We start from the raw sequence: 14,467 nt of genomic DNA on the forward strand, positions 1-14,467 counted from the left end.
TGGCAATGAGCAGGGGCGAGGAGCAGGTGCGGGTGGCGGTCGGAGTGCCGAGGGTTGTTCTGGGTGTGGTTCTGGCGGTCGTCGGGGCGCTGCTGGCCGCCGTCGGTCCGGTGGGGGCTGCTGCCGGTGGGGCCGCGACCCACGAGTCGTTCAGCGCTCCCCCGGTCACCGCGCCACCGGCGGGGCCGGCGCCGATGCAGTTCTCCGCGACGGGGTGCTACAGCGACGTCGAGGGTGACGTGCAACTGGGCCTGAACGGAGACCCGACGGATGTGCCACAAGCCGACATCGTCGAGTGGTGCGTGGCCTATGGCTCGGAGAGCCTGGACCTCACCGTCACGGTGGCGGAGCCAACCGACCCCATAACGGATCCCAACTGGGACGGGTTCAGCTCGGCCGTGATCATGTTCTTCAGTGATCGGCAGGGCGAGTCGAGGACGCTGAACCTGGGCAAGGGGCGGACCGATGACCGCTTCGAGTACTACGTCTTCGACAACAACAACCGCTCCGCCTGCGACGGCGTGGCGACGTTCGAGGACGGCACCTATCAGGCCTCGGTTCCCCAGTCCTGCGTGTCTGCGCCCACCAACCTGACTGCGACGGTGTCGATGTTCTACGGGCGGGATGCGGACGGCTCGTTCGAGGCCAGCCCACGGGACAACGCCCCCGACAGCGGCCGGATCACCATCCCGCGCGGTGCCATCGCCCAGTCTCAGGCCGACCGGATCCCCCGACTCTTCGGCCCGGAACGGATCACCACGGCCATCGAGGTGTCCCGTGCCTCCTTCCAGGATGGGGCCGCTGACGAGGTCGTCCTGGCCTCCTCCGAGACCTTCCCCGATGCGCTGGTCGCCGCCCCTCTGGCCAGTGCCGTCAACGGACCGGTCCTGCTGACCCCGTTCGAACTCCTGCCCGAGATCGTGTTGGACGAGATCGAGCGTGTTGCTGGTCCGTCGGCGCCGATCAGGTTGATGGGCGGCACCCTGGCCGTGTCACAGGCGGTGGAGGACGCGCTGCTCGAATCCGGTCATGCGGTGACCCGCGTGGCCGGCGACAACCGCTTCGAGACCAGCGTGGTTGCCGCTGAGTCGGCCAACGCCGACCCGACCAACATCCTGCTGGCCTTCGGGGGTGAGTTCGCCGGTGCGCTGGTGTCCGGTGCGGCCTCCACGACCCTGGATGCCACCGTGGTGTTGATTGACCGTGGCGGCATCCCGCAGGTGGTGCAGGACTACATCGACCGCCACCCCGACTCGGTCGTGTCACCTGTGGGCGACATCGCCATCGCGGCGGCTCCTGACTTCGCCAGTCGGGTGTCGGGCGCAACCGGTTCGGCGGTGTCCGTGGAGATGGCCAAGACCTTCCCGGAGTTCGACCAGGTCATGATGGCCAGTTCCGAGGCGTTCCCCGACGGGCTCTCCGGCGGTGCCTACGCGGCGGCGTTGCGTGTTCCGCTGCTGCTGAGCCCGCGCGACTCGATGGAGCAGGGGGTGCTGCAGTACCTGCTCGACAGCGGGCCACTGACGACCATCACGTTCTTCGGCGGCGACGCTGCGCTGAGCGACACGGTGGCGGCCCAGGCGGCGCAGGCACTGGCGGACGAGGAGCCCGAGTAGCCGTCCGACCGCTCAGGCGCCGCTGATGTGCACCGGCGTCGTCAGCCCTCGTCCAACAACTCGGTGATGGTCACCTCCGCCCTGGCCACGGTTGCGCGGCACCAGGTGATCAGCTCTCGTGCGCGGGCCACGTGCGCGGAGAGTTCGTCGACGTCGACCTGCTCGGACTCGAGCGCCTCGAGGATCTGTTCGAGTTCGGCTTCGGCCTCGGCATAGGAGCTTGGTTCGGCCGCGTCGGTGGCGGCTGACTTCTTCGTGCTCATGGTTGATCGGCGGCCTTCGGCGCTCTCGGGGGCGCTGTCGGGGGCGGTGGTGGTGCGGTGTCGTCGGTCACCGTCGAGGTCATGTTGCCGCCACGAGTGGTGGTGAGCAGCGTCGTTCCCGTAGCGACCGGTGCGGTGACCAGGCGACCGTCCCCCGTGGTCGTCACGGACCAGCCGCGCTGCAGCAGCCGTGCCGGGTCGTAGGCCTCGACCAGCCCGGCGTGCCCGTCGAGGGTCTGGGACGCGTTCGCCACCAGGGCATGTGCGGCATATGCGACCCGGTCGTGCTGTTCCGTCAGGTGGCGACGTTGGTCACCGACCACCCGTCCGGCGGTCACCCGCAGCCGCTTGGTGGCAGCGTCCAGTCGGCCCGCAGCACCCCGGAGGCCCACGCGGGCGCTCTGCGTCCGGCGGCCGGCCAGCTCCAGGCGGTTTCGCTCGTCGCGCAGCCGGCGGGCCACACAGCTGGCTATCCCGACCCAGCAGCCCTCCGTGGCGTCCACGGCCTGCTGGACGGTCTCCACCAGGCCCTGCGCCAGAGCTGTCGGCGTCTTGAACGACCGGGCCGCGACCTGCTCGGCGACAGGGACGTCCAGGTGGTGCCCGATGCCGGTCCACACCTGGACCGGACAGGAGGCAACCGCCCGGGCGACCAGCGGGTCGTCGAAGGTGGCGAGCTCGACCTCGGCACCGCCGCCGCGGGTGAGCAGGATCAGGTCGACCGCACCCGTGGCCGCGAGCTTGTGGAGTGCCAGAGAGATCTCCGCCGGTGCGTGAGGCCCCTGGACGCTGGTGGACGCCAGGGTCACCTGGAACGGCAGATGGCTGGCGCTGAGTTCGTCGGTGAGGTCGTGGAATGCCTGCGACCCGCCACGCGTGATCAGGCCGACCCGCAGCGGAAGCCGGATGAGGGCTCGTCCTCGGTTGGCGTCCATGAGACCTTCGACCTGCAACTCCTCCAGCAGTGCCCGTCGCGCCACGGCCATCGCGCCGGCCGTGTGGGCCGGATCGATGTCGTCCAGTGCCACCGAGAGACGGCCACCCGGTGTGTAGAACTCCAGGTGGCCGCGCAGGCGGATGTCCAGACCCTCGGTGAGCGGCTGCCCGACGCGGGCCATCCGACGGTCGACCAGCCGAGCCTTGCCGGGCGACATCGTGACGGGCAGGCGGGCCACGACCCGGCCGGACTCGTCGCTCTCGATCAGGGAGAGGAAGCACGACCCGCGGACGGTGCGGCTGACGTCGGATACCTCGCCGCGGACCCAGAAGGTGTTGGCCATCGTCTCGCTGACGACCTGCTCGATCCGCTGACCGATCTGGGAGGGCGTCCAGGTTCGCTGTGCGGAGGACCTGGTTGACATGGCCCCACCTTGGCACGTGAGTGCGACACCACCTCGGTGGGACGCCTAGAAGAAGATCGAGCGGCGCCCCATCAGGTTGCGGTAGATCATCTGCTGGATCGTGTCGCGGACCCGGTCGGTGATCTCGAAGACCAGCATCGGGTCGTCGGCTGCGTCGGGGCCGTAGCTCTCGGTGGGGATCGGCTCGCCGAACTCGATCACCCACTTGGAGGGCAGGGGGACGAGCCCCAAGGGGCCGAGCAGCGGGAACTGCCAGGTGATGGGGAAGTACGGAACGCCCAGCAAGCGGGCCAACGGCTTGACGTTGGCGACGATCGGGAAGATCTCCTCCGACCCGACGGTCGCCACCGGGATGATCGGGACACCGGCGCGGATGGCGACCTCGACGAACCCACCCCGACCGAAGCGCTGCAGCTTGTACCGGTCACGATAGTGCTTGCCGATCCCCTTGAACCCCTCCGGCCAGACGCCGACGAGCTCGCCGGACTGGAGCAGGTTGATGGCATCCTCGCTGTGCGCCAACGTGTTGCCGGTCTTGCGCGCCAGCGGTCCGACGACCGGGGTTCGCAGGGCCAGATCGGCTGCCAGCTCACGCACATGCCGTCGCTTGGGGTGTTCGTCGTAGACCGCCAGCTTGGTCATGACGGCGTCGAAGGGGAGCGTGCCGGCGTGGTTGGCGACCAGGAGACCGCCCCCCTCGTTGGGGACGTGGCGCAGACCGGCGGCTCTCACCCTCCACCACTGCTGGTACAGCGGCCGAGCCAGCGGCATGACGACCTGTTCGGTCAGCTCGCGGTCGAAGCCGTACGCGTCGACCTCGTACTCTCCGGTCATCCGGCGTCGTAAGAATGCCAGGATGCTGCGGACGGCCGCTTCGAGCTCCTCGCCCATCTGCCCGCTGATCGTCGGCGGCTCCACCACGGGACGATCACGGGCCCGTGCGCCGTCGTGCTGACCAGCTTGCCGGCCCGTCGTCGAACGGGACGTGGCCTGCCGGTCGTCCTCAGCCGTGGCGTCGGCGTCCGGGACGGCCAAGCCCGGGCGGCGCGAGTCCAGCCGGATGATCTCGGCGCCTGATGGGTCACTCATGCCGTGAACCTTCCCAACGCGCCGATGAGCGCATCGCCGACCCGCTGCTCGACCGTGCCGGCCTGGTCGGCATCCAGCAGTGGCTGGACCCGGCCGGCATCGATGAACTCCTGGAGTGCCTGCTTGGAGCTGTATGCCGGCTCGAAGTCGAACTCGCGACGCATCCGGGTGATGTCGGCGACCCGCCCGAACTGCAGCATCGGCAGCTGCTCGCCCGTGATGTCGATCCCGGTGAGCGGTTGCAGCGCCGTGGAGAGCATTCCCGCCATCGCCGCAGGAACCAGGACGGAGGGCCGGCCAGTCATCCGGGCGGCCTGGGAGAGGTACACGATGCCGGGTCCGGCGACGTTGAAGATGCCGGGATGGGAGCCCATCGTGGCGCGGTACAGCACCTCGACGGCGTCATCGGTGTGCAGCAACTGCAGCCTCGGGTCGTGCCCCAGGACCGTCGGGATCACCGGCAGCGCGAAGTACTTGGTGATCGTGGTCTCTATGGTCGAGGAGATGATGTTGGCGAACCGCAGGATGGTCAGGTCGATGTCCGGGCGACGACGACCCAGACCGCGGGCGTATGCCTCCACCTCGGTGATGTCCTTGGTGTAGCCGCTCCGCGGGGCGGTCCGCGGCTGGTTGTCCTCGCGGAACAGCGCCGGGTCTCGGTAGTGAGCGCCGTACACGGCGGTGGTGGAGCGGAGGACCAGGTTCCTGACCATCGGCGCCTTCTGCGCCGCGCCCAACATCTGCATCGTGCCGATGACGTTGAGCTCCTTCATGCGACCCCGGCCACCGGCTGATCCGGGCTCCGCGACGATCGACATGTGGACGATGGTGTCGACGCGCGTCGACTCGATCACGCGCGCGACCAGCGGGTTGCGCAGGTCTGCTCGGACGAACTCGGTTCGCTTCAAGTCGTGGGAGGGCTGCTGCAGGTCGACACCGCCGACGTAGTCGACGCGGTCGTCCTCCTCCAGACGCAGCGCCAAGCGGCCGGCAAGGGTGCCGGCGATGCCGGTGATCAGGATTCGCCGACCACCCTCATCCGCAGTTGGTGTTCGCACCAGCCGTCGCTTCCGTTCGTCCGTCGTGAGGCGACCAACCTACCTACTCGCGAGGGGTGAGACCGGCCGGGAGACGGTCGAAACGGTGGTTGGGTTCGTGGTCGTGTTGCAGGTACGGTCCGGCTCATGCGCGCCATCCACATCGAACAGTTCGGCGGTCCCGAGGTCCTGCAGCTGACGGAGCTCGACGACCCGACCGCGGGAGACGGCGAAGTCGTGGTCGACGTCACCCTCGCGGGGGTCAACTACGCCGACACCCATCAGGCCGAGAACTCCTACCTGTCGAAGCAGACGTTGCCGATGATTCCGGGTGGCGAGGTCGCCGGGACCGCCCACGGCCGGCGGGTCGTCGCGATGCTCAGCGGCACGGGCGGGTACGCCGAGAAGGCCGTCGTGCCGGAGGGGCAGCTGATCCCCATCCCGGACGGGGTGGCCGACGCGCAGGCGTTGTCGTTGTTGGTCCAGGGGCTGACCGCCTATCACCTGCTGAAGACCTCGGCGCCGATGCAGGAGGGAGAGTCGGTCCTGATCCACGCGGCCGCAGGAGGGGTCGGCAGCCTGGCGGTGCAGCTGGCCCGACGGTGGGGGGCGGGGCGCATTCTGGCGTCGGCCTCCAGTGAGGAGAAGCGTCAGATCGCGCTCGATCTCGGCGCGGACGTCGGCATCGACCCGGCCAGCGAGACGCTCAAGGATGACATCGAAGCGGCCAACGAGGGGCGGAAGGTCGATGTGATCCTCGAGATGACCGGCGGACAGGTGACGGACCAGAGCCTTGCTGCGCTCGCCCCCTTCGGTCGGATGGCCTTCTTCGGCATGGCCAGCCGGGAAGCCCCCTCGCCAGTGGATCTGGGCGCGCTGATGAGTCGCAGTCGGACGGTGGCGGGCTTCTGGCTGGTGCACTGCTTCACGGACGTACCGGGCATGATCCAGGGACCGCTGCAGGAGCTGTTCGGCATGGTCCTCTCCGGCGATCTCCAACCGATCACCGGACCGTCGTACGCCCTGGGGGATGCCGCGCAGGCCCACATGGACATGCGTGACCGCAAGACGACCGGCAAGGTCACACTGGACGTCACGGCCTGACGTCGCCGCCCAAGGGGGCCCCTACGGTCCGAGGTCCTGCGGTCACGAGCCACGCACCCTCCCATGGCAGGATCACGGGCGTGACCGACAGCCTCCATTCGACGACCGTGGAGTATCTGTGGGCCGCCGAGTACCGCCTGATCGTCCCCGGCGAGCACGAACTGGAGGCCCTGGTAGACCTGATCGCCCCAGACTTCCACGAGATCGGGGCGAGCGGTCGGCGGCTCACCCGCGACGACGCCGTGGCTGCGATCACCAGCCGGGTCGGCAGCATGTCCGGCCAGGACTCGGTGATCCTGACCCGGATTCTCGCCATGGCCGTGTCGAGCAACGCGATACTGCTGACCTACGACTTGATGACGCCGGAGCGGTCGACTCGTCGAACCAGCATGTGGGATCGGGCTGAGGGCCCGTGGCGCATGCGGTTCCACCAGGGGACGGTGTCCTGACTCGGTCCCGCTGGTGGATGTCTCATGGCTGATGGTCGGTTGGTTGGGCGGCCGGACGCGTTGGTGCGTCGGTGGGGTACAGCCCCGCCGCGAAGCCGTAGACCTGATCCCCTTCCCGGGGGATCTGTGAGAAGCGACGAGCGAGTACCTGCACCCCTGCCCAGAACTCCCTCGCCGCGTCAGCCGGGATTCGAGCACGCACCAGCGTGCATCGAAGCTCGTCGTTGACATGTGCTGTTCCATCACGTCCTCGGTCTGACGGATGGCGTGCGCGGGTTCGCTTCCCGGCTGTCAGCTCAGGGCCATGAGGTGCACACCCCTGATCTGTACGAGGGCCGACTGGCGACGTCCTTCGAGGAAGGCTTTGCCATCAAGAACGATCTTGGTGCCGAGCACCTGCAGACGCTCGCCGAGGAGGCTCTGGACGAGGCGAGCACAGACGCCGACTCCCTCGTTCTGGCCGGGATCTCGCTCGGGGTCACTCACGCACAACGCCTGGCGCAGACCAGAGCCGGCATCCACGGCGCCCTGCTCTACGCCGCGTGCCTGCCGATCTCCGGCGAGTGGGCCGTCGGGCCCTGGCCTGAGACCGTCCGGGTCCAGGTCCACGGGATGGACGACGACGAGTTCTTCGCCCACGAGGGCGACATCGATGCGGCGAGAGAGCTGGTGGCGGCCGCCGGCCCCGAGTTGGCTGAGCTGTTCACCTACCCCGGGGACGGCCACCTCTTCATGGACTCCTCGCTGCCGTCCTACGACTCCACGGCGACCGACGCCGTGCTGCGTCGCTCACTCGATCTGCTGGACGCCGTCTCGACGTAAAGTCCGATGGACGCTGATGATCGTGAGCCGTGGTTCTTGACCGTTACGATCCTGGTTGATGACGCCAACGGATGAGCCACGCGAGGCACTGCGGCGACTCCTCGATGCCGAACGGTCGGGCAGCCTCGACGCCTTGGCCCACCGACATGATCTCAACCTGATCGTTGCGTTCGGCAGCGCCCTCCGTGAGGGACCGGCGGCCGACCTCGACCTCGCTGTCGGGCACGGCGGCACCATGAACGTGCTGGCGCTGCTCGAGGACCTGTACCAGCTGACGGGAAGTGAGAAGATCGATGTGCTGGACCTGAACCGTGCGGGCACGGTTCCACGCTCGGAAGCGCTGGGCCCCGGCCGACTGATCTGGGAGCGCGACGTCGGAGCCTTTGCCGAGGCACAGATGGTGACCTTGGCCATGCTGTGGGACACCCAGTGGCTCAGAGACCTCGAGCTGGAGCAGTTGGCCCAGTGAGTCCAGGTCCGCTCCGTCCGCACGCCATCCAGCGTCGCCTGACAGAGATGCGGCAACTCCTCGATGTCCTCCGCCGTCATCAATCCGTCACGGGCGAGCAGTTGCGAACAGACATCGAACGGCGACTCGCGGTGGAACGAGCCTTGCAGCAGCTCGTCGACCTAGCGGTGAAGATCAACGCCCATGCGGTGACCAGTCACGGGATGACCACTCCAGCGGACTATCACCAGTCGTTCGCCGCTGCCGCGGATCTTGAGATGATCGCTCGGCCCTTGGCGGATCAACTCGCGCCATCGACCGGCCTTCGGAACCGTCTCGTGCACGAGTATGACGACCTGGATCTCGACATCGTCGCCCACGCCATCGCAGGCGCGGTCAGCCAGTACGACGAGTACTGCCGACAGGTCGCGCGATGGCTGCGCGACCAGGCCGACTGAGCAGCGAGCTCAGGTCAGGCGCTCGAGGTGGTCGAAGGCAGCCACCTTCAGGTCCTCCACCGCCTGTTTGGTGGCCCGTTGGACCAACTCCAGGCGGTTCGACGAGAGCTGAGCTTGACCCTCGAAGAACTCGTGCGGGCTCCGCGTACCCGTCTCCTCCTCCACATGTCGGAGGTAGGTGAAGGGGAGCTCGTAGGGGACGTCTTGGCCGGTCAGCTCCGCGAAGTAGATCGTCCACGCGCGCGGAACCACGGTGACGATCTGGTAGCCCCCGCCACCCATGGCCACCCAGCGACCTGCCGTGTGCTCGTGCGCCAGTTCGTGCAGCCGCTTGGCCAGGGCTTGATAGTCATCGGTGGTCAGGGCGAGATGGGCCAGGGGGTCGGTCATGTGGGTGTCGCAGCCCAACTGGGTCACCAGCACATCCGGGTCGAAGGCGCTCAGGGCGTCCGGGACCACCTGGTCGAAGGCGCTGAGGTACACCGAGCCCACCGTGGCGATGGGCAAGGGCACGTTGAGTGAGGTGCCACGGGCATCACCCGTGCCGATCTCGTTGGGGAAGCCCGTGCCCGGGAAGAGGGTCCGACCCGACTCGTGGAGTGAGATGGTCAGCACCCGCGGGTCGTCGTAAAAGAAGGTCTGGACACCATCCCCGTGGTGGGTGTCCACGTCCACGTAGGCAACGCGATCCGCCCCATGGTCGAGCAGCCAGCGGATGGCGGCCGCGGGGTCGTCGTAGACGCAGAAACCGGCGGCCCGGTCTGGCATGGCGTGGTGAAGGCCACCAGCCGGGTTGAAGGCGTGGTCGACGGTTCCCTCCCACACGGCACGGGCTGCAGCCACCGAGGCACCGCAGACCTCCATGGACACATCGTGCATCCCGGCGAAGACCGGCGTGTCACCGGGGCCGAGCCCGTACCGCATGTTCCCTCGTGGGTTCGGGTTGGCGGAGAGCTGCCGCACGACCTCCACGTACTCCGCGTCGTGGAGCTGCAGCAGTTGGTCCACCGTGAAGGGGTCACGCTCCAGCGTCACCACCCCCGGCCCCCGGTCCAGGCCGCACTCACGGATCAGCTCGATGGTCAGCTGCACCCGGATCGGTTTCAGCGGATGGTCGGGCCCGAAGTCGTACTTCAGCTCCTCGTCGTTCCAGATGAGTGCCGTGGCTCCGTGCGACGGGGCGGTCATCGCTCAACCCTATCCCCGACGGATGTCACCATGTGGGCCGTGACGACGAGACCGACCATCCGCACCTGCACGCTGCTCGACGTGGACCAGCACAGCGGAACGGTGGTGGTCGTGGATGTCTTGCGCGCCTTCACGACGGCTGCAGTGGCGCTTGCCGGTGGGGTTGAGCGGTACGAGGTGGTGTCGACGGTGGAGGAGGCCCACGCGAGAAGGGCCGCCGACCCGTCGGTTCTCCTGCTGGGCGAGGTGGACGCGGTCAAGGTGCCGGACTTCGACTTCGGCAACTCGCCCTGGGAGCTCGCGCAGGAGGACGTCACCGGCAGGACACTGGTCCACCGGTCCTCCTCGGGGACGCAGGGTGTCGTGCGCAGCGTCGGCGCCCATCGGATCCTGACGGCCAGCTTTGCCGTGGCCGGTGCGACAGCTCGAGCTCTGGCGACGGAGGTGGCGGCGGCCGCATCGATCACGTTCTGCCTCACCGGGGTCAGGGAGAACGTCGACGGAGACGAGGACCGAGCCTGCGCCGAGTACATCACGAGTCTGCTGAACAGCGATGCCGTCGTCGATCCCATGCCGTACCTCGCACGGGTGGGGATGGCGAGTGCGGCCGATAAGTTCCGCGCCGGGAACCCGGACCTGTTCCCTCCGGCGGACCTGCCGTTCGTGCAGGTCGTGGATCGATACTCCTTCGCCATGGAAGTCCGTCGCGTGCACACGGAGCGGGGGACCGCACATACCCTCCACCGTCTGACCGTCTGACCCGCTCTCCCACGACCCTGGAGGCCCCATGGAGATCGCCACCAACACCACCGTCGACCGCGAGCGCCTGGAGGAGTTCCTGGCTGACAAGCGCAAGTTCGCGCTCATCACCACCCGGTCCGACGGGCGCCCCCAGATCTCCCCCGTCACCGGCGTGGTCAACGAGGCCGGGGAGTTGCTGGTCGCCTCCTACCCGACTCGAGCCAAGACCAAGAACCTGGCCCGCAACCCCGACTGCTCCGCGCTGGTGCTGAGCCAGGACTTCAACGGTCCCTGGGTGCAACTCTACGGGACCGGCCGGGTGGTCAGCGGCGAGGAGGGGGTCGAGGCGCTCGTGGACTACTACCGCTGTGCCGCCGGTCATCACGACGACTGGGACGAGTACCGGCAGGCCATGCGGGACCGGGACAAGGTGTGCCTGGCGATGACGATCACCGACTGGGGCCCGATCGCCACCGGCGGTGTCCCGCCAGAGTTCGCCGAGTCGCAGTAGCGGACGAACCCGGCCCCCACGAGGCCAGGTTCCCCGCTACGAGGTCAGGTTCCCCACCACGAGGCCAGGTTCCCCACGACGAGGCCAGGTTCCCCACGACGAGGCCAGGTTCCCCACCACGAGGCCAGGTTCCCCACCACGAGGCCTAGGGCCCCGGAAACGACGAACGGCACCCCCGGGGGTGCCGCCAGACGTAGCTGCTCTCTAGGAGGATCGCCTACGCCGTCGAGGCCATCCGGTCGCCCATCATGTCGGGGAGATCGAAGGCCAGGTCGGCGAGGTGACCGACGCAGCAGCGGTGGCCGTCCAGGTGACCGGGCATGTCCGCTTCAACGGCGGCACGCAGGGCGGTCACGCGGGTCGTGGCGTCCTCCGCGAGCAGCGACACCGGGTCGACCCCTGCCAGCGCGGTCGCAACGGTCTTGCGGCAGCAGCCGAACACGGGAGCACCGTCCCGCCACGCGTTCTCGAACTCGGCCAGCAACTCATCACGAACTGGCGCGTTGATGGTCATGGGGTCTCCTGTCCAGGGGCGTCTTCGTTACGTACGGTACCCGTACAACACCCTTGGACAACGCTTCGTTCCCAATACGACATGGTTGCCCTGGACCAACTGTCGCGAGTGCGCACTTCCCGAGGGTCCACCAGCCGGACGATCACCGACCGAGTTCGACGGAGCGGTTCTTGGCGGCCTCTATGGCGTTGAGGAAGGCGGCACGGACGCGCTGCTCCTCCAACACCCGCACGGCCGCGATCGTGGTCCCGCCGGGCGAGGTGACCGACTCGCGCAACTCCACCGGGTGGCGGCCGGTGTCGCGCAACATCAGTGCGCTCCCCATCATCGTCTGGATGATCAGTTCGGTCGCGACGTCCCGCGGCAGCCCCAGCAGGATGCCGGCGTCGATCATGGCCTCCGCCAGGAGGAAGAAGTAGGCGGGGCCCGAGCCGGACAGCGCGGTGACGGCGTCGAGGTCACCCTCGGCCAGGCGGACGACCCGGCCGACCTGCCGGAGGAAGTCCTCGGCCAGGCCCAGGTCCTTCTCGCTGGCGTGGGTGCCGGCCGCGATGGCACTCATGGCCTCATCGACCAGCACCGGGACGTTGGTCATGACCCGGACGACGGGAACCTCACCCAGCGCCTCCTCGAAGCGAGTGGTTGGCACACCGGCCACGACGGAGATCACCGGCTCACCGGGATGGATGCGCCCCGCGACCTGCCACAGCAACGTGTCCAGGCTCTGCGGTTTGACAGCCACCACGACGATGTCGGCCCAGTCGGCGACCTCGGCGGAGTCCGTTGAAACCGCGATGTTGTGCCGCTCCGAGAGCTCGGCCGCCTTGGCCTCGTGTCGCACGGTGGCACGGATCTGGTCGGGCTCTGCCGCCCCACTTCGCAGCAGACCGGACAGCAGCGCCTCACCCAGCCGACCGGCACCCAGGATGCCGATCTTGCCCTCGATGCCGGTTGATGCTGATTCGTGTGCGGTCATAGCTGTCGGCCTCCCGGTCAGGTGATGGGGTTGCGGCCCAGACCGACCTTCTCGCGCCAGGACTGCTCGCGCTCGATGTAGCTGGCGAAGCCCAGGCGAAGCGCCGCATTGTAGGACTCGTCGGCGGTGGCCAGAAGCGCTCCCGCCAGCCGATCGATCTCCTGCACACTGACCGCAGGGAGCGGGAGGACGCCGACCAGCATCACATCGCCGCTGTCGTACACGCAGAACCGCAGGATGTAGGTGCGCTGGTTCCGCTTCAGCAGCGACTCGTACAGCGCTTCGGCGTTCTCGTCCGGAGCTCGCATGAAGTGCGACTCGACGATGAGGGTGTGGTCCCCGACGGAGAGATACATGGGGATCGTTCGCTTGTTCCGGCCTTCCAGCACGGTGAACCAGCCGTCCTGACCAGCCCGCTCGACCTCGAGCCCGGGTTGGTCGGCAAACCACTCGACGATCGCCGCCCGTGCCGCGGCAGCTGGATCGCTCACGCGCACTCACCCGCTGGCATCTGGTGCCGTGTGGTGTGCCGCTGGTGGAGGTGTTCGTACACCGCGATCGTCTTGTCCACGGTGGCATCCCAACTGAAGGCCTGGGCCCGTCGAACACCTGCCGCTCCCGCCTCGGCAGCGAAGTCGGGCTCCATGAGGTATCGGCGGACCGCGGCGGCGAACTTGTCGGGATGGTGGTCGGCGACCAGCGTCCCGCCCCCCGGCGCGCCGTCGATGTGCCCGAGGACATGCCGCAGCCCTCCGACGTCGGTGGCGACCACGGGGGTCCCGCAGGCCTGGGCTTCGAGGGCCACCAGCCCGAACGACTCGCTGTGGCTCGGCATCAACACAACATCGGCAGCGCGGTACAGCGCGGCCAACTCCTCGTGCGCGCGTGGCGTCAGGAAGGCGATGTTGTCGACCACACCCAACTGCTCGGCCAGGCTGAGCAGGGCCGGTGGATCCACGACTCCCAGGCCATTGCCGCTCGGGCCACCGACCATGACCAGGCGCACCGGCGGCTCGCCAGGCAGCGCGTCGCGGGTCAGCGCGGCCAGTGTCTCGACCGCGGTGTCGGGCGCCTTGAGTGGCTGCAGCCTCCCGACGAAGAGGACCACCTTTGCCTCACCGGTTGGGTTGAGCAGGTCGGCGGTCCAGCCCCGGTCGGCCTGACCGTTGAACACCGTCGTGTCGACGCCGGGCTCGACGACGTGGACCCGTCGCGCGTTCATCTCGCTGCGCAGGAACGCACTCTCCTGCGGGGTCGGCGCGATGATCGCGTCGGCGTCGTAGGCGATGCGGCTCTCGGCGGCCAGGCGGAGGGCCGGTTCGGGACGATCGCCGGGAGCCAACGTCGCGTTCTTCTGTCGACCCAACGTGTGGAACGTCTGGACCAGGGGCGTCCCGAGCTTGCGGCGGGCGCGGGCACCGACCCACCCGCTCATCCAGTAGTGGCCGTGGAAGATCTGCGCCTCACGCGCCACCGGGTGCGCTGCCAGCCCCAGGTAGAAGGCGCAGAGGTGCGAGGCCAGCTCGGTCTTGTCGGCGTCCAGTGGGCCGGCTTCGATGTGATGCACGTCGATGGTCCCGCGGGCTGCGGGGACCTGGATCCGGACGGTCTCCGGGACGTCGGCCGATGGGCGACGTGTGAACACGTCGACGTGCAGGCCGCGCGCGACCAGACCTCTGGCGACGTTGTCGACGTACACGTTGAGGCCTCCGGCATCTCCTGTTCCTGCCTGCGCCAAGGGCGAGGTGTGGACTGCGATCAGTCCGACACGGCGGAGAGGGGAGGCTGCCATCTGGATCAGACGAAGCGTAGCGGGCAGCGGGATGCGGACATGGCACAGCCCCGATCGCCGGGGGTTGTCGAGCCGGGAACGATCGGGGCTGTGCGCTG

18 protein-coding genes are annotated in these 14,467 nt (G+C 68.3%); 8 read left to right on the forward strand and 10 right to left on the reverse strand.

The window, feature by feature from the left end; genetic code table 11:
• Positions 1 to 5: 5 nt before the first annotated feature.
• Positions 6 to 1,616: a cell wall-binding repeat-containing protein gene (locus C1746_RS02505; RefSeq protein ID WP_162867290.1), complete on the forward strand. Its 1,611-nt coding sequence runs from the start codon at positions 6 to 8 to the stop codon at positions 1,614 to 1,616.
• 41 nt (positions 1,617 to 1,657) lie between these two features.
• Here the strand turns inward: C1746_RS02505 and xseB are convergent, their stop codons facing one another.
• The 4 genes from xseB to C1746_RS02525 are packed head-to-tail and all read right to left on the reverse strand — an operon-like array spanning position 1,658 to position 5,387.
• Positions 1,658 to 1,879 carry an exodeoxyribonuclease VII small subunit gene (gene xseB, locus C1746_RS02510; RefSeq protein ID WP_116713122.1) on the reverse strand — a complete coding sequence of 74 codons (222 nt, stop codon included), beginning with the start codon at positions 1,877 to 1,879 and terminating at the stop codon, positions 1,658 to 1,660.
• Positions 1,876 to 3,240, reverse strand: coding sequence for an exodeoxyribonuclease VII large subunit (gene xseA / locus C1746_RS02515; protein WP_116713123.1), 1,365 nt, complete (start codon positions 3,238 to 3,240; stop codon positions 1,876 to 1,878). Before xseA ends, xseB begins: the two co-directional genes overlap by 4 nt.
• A gap of 45 nt (positions 3,241 to 3,285) precedes the next feature.
• Positions 3,286 to 4,329 carry a lysophospholipid acyltransferase family protein gene (locus C1746_RS02520; protein WP_116713124.1) on the reverse strand — a complete coding sequence of 348 codons (1,044 nt, stop codon included), beginning with the start codon at positions 4,327 to 4,329 and terminating at the stop codon, positions 3,286 to 3,288.
• On the reverse strand, positions 4,326 to 5,387 hold the full coding sequence (locus C1746_RS02525; protein ID WP_205711661.1) for an NAD-dependent epimerase/dehydratase family protein: 1,062 nt from the start codon (positions 5,385 to 5,387) through the stop codon (positions 4,326 to 4,328). The genes C1746_RS02520 and C1746_RS02525 overlap by 4 nt, the downstream gene beginning before the upstream one ends.
• A gap of 126 nt (positions 5,388 to 5,513) precedes the next feature.
• Between C1746_RS02525 and C1746_RS02530 the strand changes: the two genes are divergently transcribed.
• Positions 5,514 to 6,470: a quinone oxidoreductase family protein gene (locus C1746_RS02530; protein ID WP_116713125.1), complete on the forward strand. Its 957-nt coding sequence runs from the start codon at positions 5,514 to 5,516 to the stop codon at positions 6,468 to 6,470.
• Between the two features lie 80 nt (positions 6,471 to 6,550).
• Entirely contained in the window at positions 6,551 to 6,919 is a 369-nt protein-coding gene (locus tag C1746_RS02535) for a DUF4440 domain-containing protein (protein ID WP_162867291.1), read from the forward strand.
• A gap of 22 nt (positions 6,920 to 6,941) precedes the next feature.
• Here C1746_RS02535 and C1746_RS02540 read toward each other — a convergent pair whose 3' ends face one another.
• A complete protein-coding gene (locus C1746_RS02540) occupies positions 6,942 to 7,121 on the reverse strand; it encodes a hypothetical protein (RefSeq protein ID WP_205711662.1) in 180 nt (59 codons plus the stop codon).
• 29 nt (positions 7,122 to 7,150) lie between these two features.
• On the opposite strand from C1746_RS02540, the gene C1746_RS02545 reads away from it, so the two are divergent.
• From C1746_RS02545 to hepT, 3 genes are read left to right on the forward strand one after another with little or no spacing between them, the layout of a single operon-like run.
• A complete protein-coding gene (locus C1746_RS02545; protein ID WP_116713127.1) occupies positions 7,151 to 7,741 on the forward strand; it encodes a dienelactone hydrolase family protein in 591 nt (196 codons plus the stop codon).
• A 58-nt stretch (positions 7,742 to 7,799) separates the two neighbouring features.
• The gene (locus C1746_RS02550; RefSeq protein ID WP_116713128.1) at positions 7,800 to 8,210 is read left to right on the forward strand and encodes a nucleotidyltransferase domain-containing protein; all 411 of its coding nucleotides are present in this window, start codon (positions 7,800 to 7,802) and stop codon (positions 8,208 to 8,210) included.
• Positions 8,211 to 8,257: 47 nt separating this feature from the next.
• Positions 8,258 to 8,647, forward strand: coding sequence for a type VII toxin-antitoxin system HepT family RNase toxin (gene hepT / locus C1746_RS02555; RefSeq protein WP_162867292.1), 390 nt, complete (start codon positions 8,258 to 8,260; stop codon positions 8,645 to 8,647).
• A gap of 9 nt (positions 8,648 to 8,656) precedes the next feature.
• On the opposite strand, the gene C1746_RS02560 is transcribed toward hepT, so the two are convergent.
• Positions 8,657 to 9,835 (reverse strand): acetoin utilization protein AcuC, encoded by a 1,179-nt coding sequence (locus C1746_RS02560; protein WP_116713130.1) that lies wholly within the window; start codon positions 9,833 to 9,835, stop codon positions 8,657 to 8,659.
• A gap of 39 nt (positions 9,836 to 9,874) precedes the next feature.
• Between C1746_RS02560 and C1746_RS02565 the strand changes: the two genes are divergently transcribed.
• Both C1746_RS02565 and C1746_RS02570 read left to right on the forward strand, forming a co-directional pair.
• Positions 9,875 to 10,594, forward strand: a complete 720-nt coding sequence (locus C1746_RS02565; protein ID WP_162867293.1) for a 2-phosphosulfolactate phosphatase — start codon at positions 9,875 to 9,877, stop codon at positions 10,592 to 10,594.
• 28 nt (positions 10,595 to 10,622) lie between these two features.
• Positions 10,623 to 11,087: a PPOX class F420-dependent oxidoreductase gene (locus C1746_RS02570; protein WP_116713132.1), complete on the forward strand. Its 465-nt coding sequence runs from the start codon at positions 10,623 to 10,625 to the stop codon at positions 11,085 to 11,087.
• Between the two features lie 217 nt (positions 11,088 to 11,304).
• On the opposite strand, the gene C1746_RS02575 is transcribed toward C1746_RS02570, so the two are convergent.
• From C1746_RS02575 to C1746_RS02590, 4 genes are all read right to left on the reverse strand, one after another.
• On the reverse strand, positions 11,305 to 11,601 hold the full coding sequence (locus C1746_RS02575) for a hypothetical protein (protein ID WP_116713133.1): 297 nt from the start codon (positions 11,599 to 11,601) through the stop codon (positions 11,305 to 11,307).
• Positions 11,602 to 11,743: 142 nt separating this feature from the next.
• Positions 11,744 to 12,577: a pyrroline-5-carboxylate reductase gene (gene proC / locus C1746_RS02580; protein WP_116713134.1), complete on the reverse strand. Its 834-nt coding sequence runs from the start codon at positions 12,575 to 12,577 to the stop codon at positions 11,744 to 11,746.
• Between the two features lie 17 nt (positions 12,578 to 12,594).
• The gene (locus C1746_RS02585; protein ID WP_162867294.1) at positions 12,595 to 13,068 is read right to left on the reverse strand and encodes a type III secretion system chaperone family protein; all 474 of its coding nucleotides are present in this window, start codon (positions 13,066 to 13,068) and stop codon (positions 12,595 to 12,597) included.
• Positions 13,065 to 14,369 (reverse strand): glycosyltransferase, encoded by a 1,305-nt coding sequence (locus C1746_RS02590; RefSeq protein WP_116713136.1) that lies wholly within the window; start codon positions 14,367 to 14,369, stop codon positions 13,065 to 13,067. The genes C1746_RS02585 and C1746_RS02590 overlap by 4 nt, the downstream gene beginning before the upstream one ends.
• Positions 14,370 to 14,467: the final 98 nt, after the last annotated feature.

The organism is Euzebya tangerina (assembly GCF_003074135.1).
Taxonomy (GTDB): domain Bacteria; phylum Actinomycetota; class Nitriliruptoria; order Euzebyales; family Euzebyaceae; genus Euzebya; species Euzebya tangerina.

Bases quoted from the DNA above. Each gene is read 5' to 3' on its own strand.
- C1746_RS02575 (WP_116713133.1), bottom strand. From the start codon at position 11,601: ATGACCATCAACGCGCCAGTTCGTGATGAGTTGCTGGCCGAGTTCGAG.
- proC (WP_116713134.1), bottom strand. From the start codon at position 12,577: ATGACCGCACACGAATCAGCATCAACCGGCATCGAGGGCAAGATCGGC.
- C1746_RS02505 (WP_162867290.1), top strand. From the start codon at position 6: ATGAGCAGGGGCGAGGAGCAGGTGCGGGTGGCGGTCGGAGTGCCGAGG.
- xseA (WP_116713123.1), bottom strand. From the start codon at position 3,240: ATGTCAACCAGGTCCTCCGCACAGCGAACCTGGACGCCCTCCCAGATC.
- C1746_RS02560 (WP_116713130.1), bottom strand. From the start codon at position 9,835: ATGACCGCCCCGTCGCACGGAGCCACGGCACTCATCTGGAACGACGAG.
- xseB (WP_116713122.1), bottom strand. From the start codon at position 1,879: ATGAGCACGAAGAAGTCAGCCGCCACCGACGCGGCCGAACCAAGCTCC.
- C1746_RS02520 (WP_116713124.1), bottom strand. From the start codon at position 4,329: ATGAGTGACCCATCAGGCGCCGAGATCATCCGGCTGGACTCGCGCCGC.
- C1746_RS02570 (WP_116713132.1), top strand. From the start codon at position 10,623: ATGGAGATCGCCACCAACACCACCGTCGACCGCGAGCGCCTGGAGGAG.
- C1746_RS02590 (WP_116713136.1), bottom strand. From the start codon at position 14,369: ATGGCAGCCTCCCCTCTCCGCCGTGTCGGACTGATCGCAGTCCACACC.
- C1746_RS02550 (WP_116713128.1), top strand. From the start codon at position 7,800: ATGACGCCAACGGATGAGCCACGCGAGGCACTGCGGCGACTCCTCGAT.
- hepT (WP_162867292.1), top strand. From the start codon at position 8,258: ATGCGGCAACTCCTCGATGTCCTCCGCCGTCATCAATCCGTCACGGGC.
- C1746_RS02530 (WP_116713125.1), top strand. From the start codon at position 5,514: ATGCGCGCCATCCACATCGAACAGTTCGGCGGTCCCGAGGTCCTGCAG.